Below are 4,913 nucleotides of genomic sequence, written 5' to 3' on the forward strand. Positions count from 1 at the left end.
ACGGGAGGCAAATAAGGCGGTGTGCGCGGGTTATCTGGCTGGTTTTTTTGGTGAGCGAAATACCCATGAGTTACCGGGTGTTAGATTGGAGAGTGACCTACCCAACAGAAACGGCATGTAACTCGCCATTTTGATGATCAAAAGGAACATGAAGTTACAGCACTGAAGCGAAAGCTTCCGGCCTGCTACATCAAGTTTGGCAGTCGGCGCTGTTGTACCGACCGACGTTGCCGTGTGATATCGACTTATCTCATCAACAATTAAATGACCCAGTTCGTTAAACTATACTCCCAGCCCAGAGCTGCCTAAGGAACTCACGGTAAGGCCATATTTCAATGTTGCCGACAGTCCGCCGCTCCGGATCGCGACTGACGACGATTAACCGGTCCATTTTTTCTTCTTTAGCAAGTGCCCTGAGACCTTTGAGGTCCTTAGTATCGACTAGTTTAGTGGCCTTGGCTTCTATAGCGATCCGCCCTGACACTATAAAATCAACTTCAGGACCGTTAGAAGTGCGCCAGAAGTTTAATGTTTCTCTGCTATTTGTGTAGTCTAGAAACGACACAAGTTCATGGAACAAAAAGGATTCGAACGCATCGCCGTAGCCTGGAGCCAATTCAGGGAGGCCTCGAATCTTTTGGAGTTGGTGCACAACTCCGGTGTCGAAGAAATAAAACTTAGCCTTACTCACAACTTTACGAGATCCAATTTGCGCTATTGGTTTGAGCATTCGGCCTATTAGCGTGTCTTCCAGCACTGTATAATATTCCCGGACGGTTCGTGCAGGAACCTGCGCATCACTTGCTACAGACTCAAAATTAATTAACTGTGCGTTTGTAAATGCAGCATGATCTAGAAACCGGGAAAAGTTTTCGATATTGCGACTGAGCGCCTCGGCTTGAATCTCCTCTTTCAGATATTCGCCTACGTAACTGCGAAGTTCGTCTTCGGGATCTGGACTGAGATAGACTGGTGGTAACAGTCCATAAAGGAGCACCTGATCCAAGTCGAATTCAGGAATCTCTGCGCTGACAAAAGGATGCAGGTACTGAATTTTTGCACGACCAGCCATCAACGAAGTATGTGTGCGCCTCAGTTTTCTTGCGCTGCTTCCTGTGAGCAAAAATTTTTGCCCCATCTCTTCGATCATCAAATGAACTTCATCCATGAGCACAGGTAGCTTTTGGATTTCATCGATTACCACTAGGTCGACGGGCGCCGCGGCGAGAGCTTCCCTGATCAATTGGGGGCGGGCAGCAAGCTTCTGAAACTCATCAGCTCGGAGTAAATTATAGACTTTTGCCGCGCCAAACTGATTTCGAATCAAAGCCGATTTGCCAGTGCGACGAGGCCCCAATAGCAATACGCTTTTGTGAGACAGGATTTTGGCTAGATCAATTTTGCGGTCAATGAACGTCACTTGAGTTTTTAACTCCAATAATTTCAGATATCTGTGTAAAAAATCGCAGATAGACAGCGGGAAAACAACAAAAATCCGCAATAGGTATGCGGATTTTCTTATTTTTTGTATAATACCAAGATATTATTGGAGATTGCCAGGGGGGATCCAGGCAGCTCGTGGGCCTGAGCTTATCATGCGACCGGCCCTTAAATTTATCCTACTTGCCTTATATCTCCGCCGTTCACGGCCTCCTTCTCCGTAGCACTCTTCAAGAGTGGTCTCGAAGCCTTCGCAGACGCCGGTGAAGATGTGGCGCAGCTCCTCAATGATCGCCTGATTGAATACGCGACGCCGATACTTGGTCAGTATCACTTTTGCGAGCGATCAATTGACCTACGTGACGACCGACGAAGCCGTCGGCATCGACATAGGCATCAAGTCCATGGCGACACTATCTGACGGTGTGATGCTGACTGGTCCAAGGCTTCGCGAGCGCTACCTAAGCAAAATACGTCTGCTTGAACTCACAAGGCTCAGCACTAGGCGGCGGCAGGCCGCAAGTAAGTGCTACGGTCGGCTACCTAAGGCTAGGACTGTAGCAAAACTCCACGCCAAAGCGGCAAATGCCAGAAGTGACTATTTGAATACGGCCGCGGCAAGTCTAGTCGAGAACTATGGACGGATATTCATCGGAGATGTCTCGTGTCACCTGATGAACCGCTCGAAGAACCTAGCGGGTATTAGTCTTGATCACGGGATCGGTAAATTTAAACAGCAAGTCTCTTACAAAGCCCAAAGAGCTGGGGGACAGGCGCAGGAAATAAAAGAAAGGGACTCCACCCGGACGTGTGCGATCTTCCTAGAGGTATATCCCCGGACCTCGTTAGGAGTAGGAGAGTGGAAGTGCGGCAAGTGTGGCGCGGTTCACGACCGTGACGTCAATGCAGCACGTAACATTCTCCGCCTCGGACGTGAGGCGCTGACCCACTTGCACTACCGTGAGGCGGCGCAAGCCTAGATAATCCACTTCGTTTACGGAGGGTGAGGACGTCAATTGGGCGAGTGTAGAAAGCGGAATCGACGTGCTCCATCGTGAAGTTGGCGTTTCCACTTGCATCCGTACCGACATCGAGTCCGCCACAAATACGCGCGGCTCCAACGACATCAAGCTGAGAGTTAGGGTTAGTTGTTCCAATTCCGACGTTGCCGCTAATGGCGCTGCCACCGCTATCGATCATCACGGGACCAGCTACCCCAAGTTTGGCAGTCGGCGCTGTGGTGCCAATACCCAGGTTGCCAATGGTCGCAACCCGCTGGGAGTAGGAATCATGGACGATAGTTAGGCTTTCTGCTAGTATCTGGGCTGACTTGAGTGAACTATAATGATGAATAACTATGCTGCATCAAAGTAAATGCGACCAAATTTTAAACCATATCATCACGGTCATCAGGCCGATTAGGGTGGTTATTTTTGGATCAGCTGCAAAAAAGTCAAATCGGGCCAACGACCTTGATTTTCTTGTAGTCGTCGCCAATGGTCAAGATACCCGAAGCATCGCGCAGTCCCTTTATTATACAGCTCCTAGGCTTGGGGTTAGCCTTGACTTTGTGGTGGTAACAGAAGAAGAAGCGCATGCAGCGCGCCAAGATTTCTGGTCAGTTGTTTGCGAAGCTGAGGAGAATGGGAAGGAGCTTTATGTCGCCAAGACAGCATGAAATAGCACGTGAGTGGCTGAGGCGTGCTAAAAGTAATCTGATCCGTTCTAAACTAAGCAAGCCGGATCAAGTCTACTGGGAAGATCTTTGTTTCGATGCGCAGCAGGCAGCGGAAAAGGCACTCAAGGCTCTCTTCATTCTTCATGCCAAGAAGTTTCCTTTTACTCATGACATCGGTGAGCTGATAAGTGAGTTGGAGGCATTTATTGCGGACATTCCAGCTCCTATCCGCGAAGCGGCTATCCTCACGGACTACGCTGTAGCAACTCGCTATCCGGGGTGGGGTAAGCCCGTTACAGTTGAGGAATATCGGGACGCTCTTAAAAGGAGCGAAGCCGTTGTGGAATGGGTAAATAAGCTGATCGATACGCACTGATCTGCGCCAACTGTGAGCTTTACTACCCTTGTGGTACTTAGAGATGTACTCGAGACTCTCGAGGTAGCCTGCCCAGAGCTATGCGAGATGCTCGGCGTGTGAGCTATCAAGCCTCCCGAAGAGCTCGGAGCGAAGCGGATAGCAGTTCGGGCTTAGTTCAGTTGCGAAGGCTTCAGAGTCCCACGAACATCTGCGCCACCGCCGCTACCTGCAGAGACACCTACCCCAAATCCTACTGTGGGATAATCATATAGCTAACGACAGAGCCATTCATACTGCAGGTGCCCACACCACCTTGAGCATATATGTATACGTTAACTGTATGTGTGCCCGCAGTGGCCGTGAAATATTTTGTCTCTGAAAGTGGCACCCAATTTGTCGATGTAATCAAGGGGGCTCCGGCAAAGGTGTAACCCCCAACTATTGGTAAATTCCGCACACCATCTAATCCTGAGGAATATACGCAATTACCGCCAGCTGATGACAAGATGTGACCGCTAAGTGTCAAAACGACAGCTGATGCCTTAGGTACGTTAATTGTACCATTCCATGCCTCAACCCAACTGGCCGATGTGCTCGAATACCCCCAATTTGATGGACTCAGCACGCCGGTCTGAATATTGCCGCCAAACATGGTTCCTGAAACCCTCAAATTACCACTAACATCCAACGCTGCCGTTGGCGCCGTGGTACCTATCCCGACGTTGCCAACACCATCAATGACGAATCGATTGGCCGAAACAGCTGCATCCCAAATCGCAAATCTACCTGCTCCTCCGCCGTTAGCCGATCCGTAGCTCCCCAACATCCAATCCCCGCCACCTGCCGAAGTGTTTTTTAATCTGATCGAAGTGTCGCTGGTGCTGGATGACTCCAAGCTCAAAAGTTTTGCCGGATTGGTAGTCCCAATCCCTACGCTGCCGTCAGGGGTTATGCGAATCCTCTCAACTGGCGATTTAGTGCCCAATGGTGTGGAGTAAAAGGCCAGATACTGACCCATTGCAGTTGACGTGAAATTTTCGGCAGCATGAAACGTTATCGGACTCGCCGAATACTCGAAACCAGTTGAGGAATTAAAGCCGCGAGACTGTATCATTCCCAATGTGTCACCAGCTTGTGAAGCTAAAGGAGCGGCGGTTGTGCCCCGTGACGACTGGAAAATGATAGTAGGTGGATAGGTTCCTCCGGCATTTGATGTCATGATCATGAGTGGCCAAGTCGTGCCGGATTCGACCTCTAGTGTGGGGGAAAATCTACCACTGCCTTTTACGTCAAGGTTCCTAGCGGGATCCGTAGTCCCAATCCCAACGTTCCCACCCGTCGCTAGCGTCATTTGCGGAATGCCGCCTGAACCCGACGCGTAAAATTCAACTTTGGAACCAGTTAACTGCAAAAGATCGATCGCGGATCCGTCGCCAA

The 4,913-nt window shown here is 50.0% G+C and carries 5 protein-coding genes; 4 read left to right on the plus strand and 1 reads right to left on the minus strand.

Annotated features, from left to right (window positions below; genetic code table 11):
- Positions 1–277 precede the first annotated feature (277 nt).
- On the minus strand, positions 278–1,420 hold the full coding sequence (locus tag FJ146_19480; GenBank protein MBM4254152.1) for an ATP-binding protein: 1,143 nt from the start codon (positions 1,418–1,420) through the stop codon (positions 278–280).
- Between the two features lie 319 nt (positions 1,421–1,739).
- On the opposite strand from FJ146_19480, the gene FJ146_19485 reads away from it, so the two are divergent.
- The 4 genes from FJ146_19485 (at position 1,740) to FJ146_19500 (ending at position 3,494) form a co-directional block, all read left to right on the plus strand.
- Positions 1,740–2,420: a transposase gene (locus FJ146_19485; protein MBM4254153.1), complete on the plus strand. Its 681-nt coding sequence runs from the start codon at positions 1,740–1,742 to the stop codon at positions 2,418–2,420.
- Positions 2,421–2,484: 64 nt separating this feature from the next.
- Positions 2,485–2,745 (plus strand): hypothetical protein, encoded by a 261-nt coding sequence (locus tag FJ146_19490; GenBank protein MBM4254154.1) that lies wholly within the window; start codon positions 2,485–2,487, stop codon positions 2,743–2,745.
- Positions 2,746–2,797: 52 nt separating this feature from the next.
- Positions 2,798–3,118, plus strand: coding sequence for a nucleotidyltransferase domain-containing protein (locus tag FJ146_19495; protein MBM4254155.1), 321 nt, complete (start codon positions 2,798–2,800; stop codon positions 3,116–3,118).
- Complete coding sequence (locus tag FJ146_19500; GenBank protein MBM4254156.1) at positions 3,099–3,494, plus strand: HEPN domain-containing protein; 396 nt, start codon at positions 3,099–3,101, stop codon at positions 3,492–3,494. The genes FJ146_19495 and FJ146_19500 overlap by 20 nt, the downstream gene beginning before the upstream one ends.
- The last annotated feature ends 1,419 nt before the right edge of the window (positions 3,495–4,913 follow it).

Source organism: Deltaproteobacteria bacterium (assembly GCA_016874735.1).
Classification (GTDB): domain Bacteria; phylum Bdellovibrionota_B; class Oligoflexia; order Oligoflexales; family CAIYRB01; genus CAIYRB01.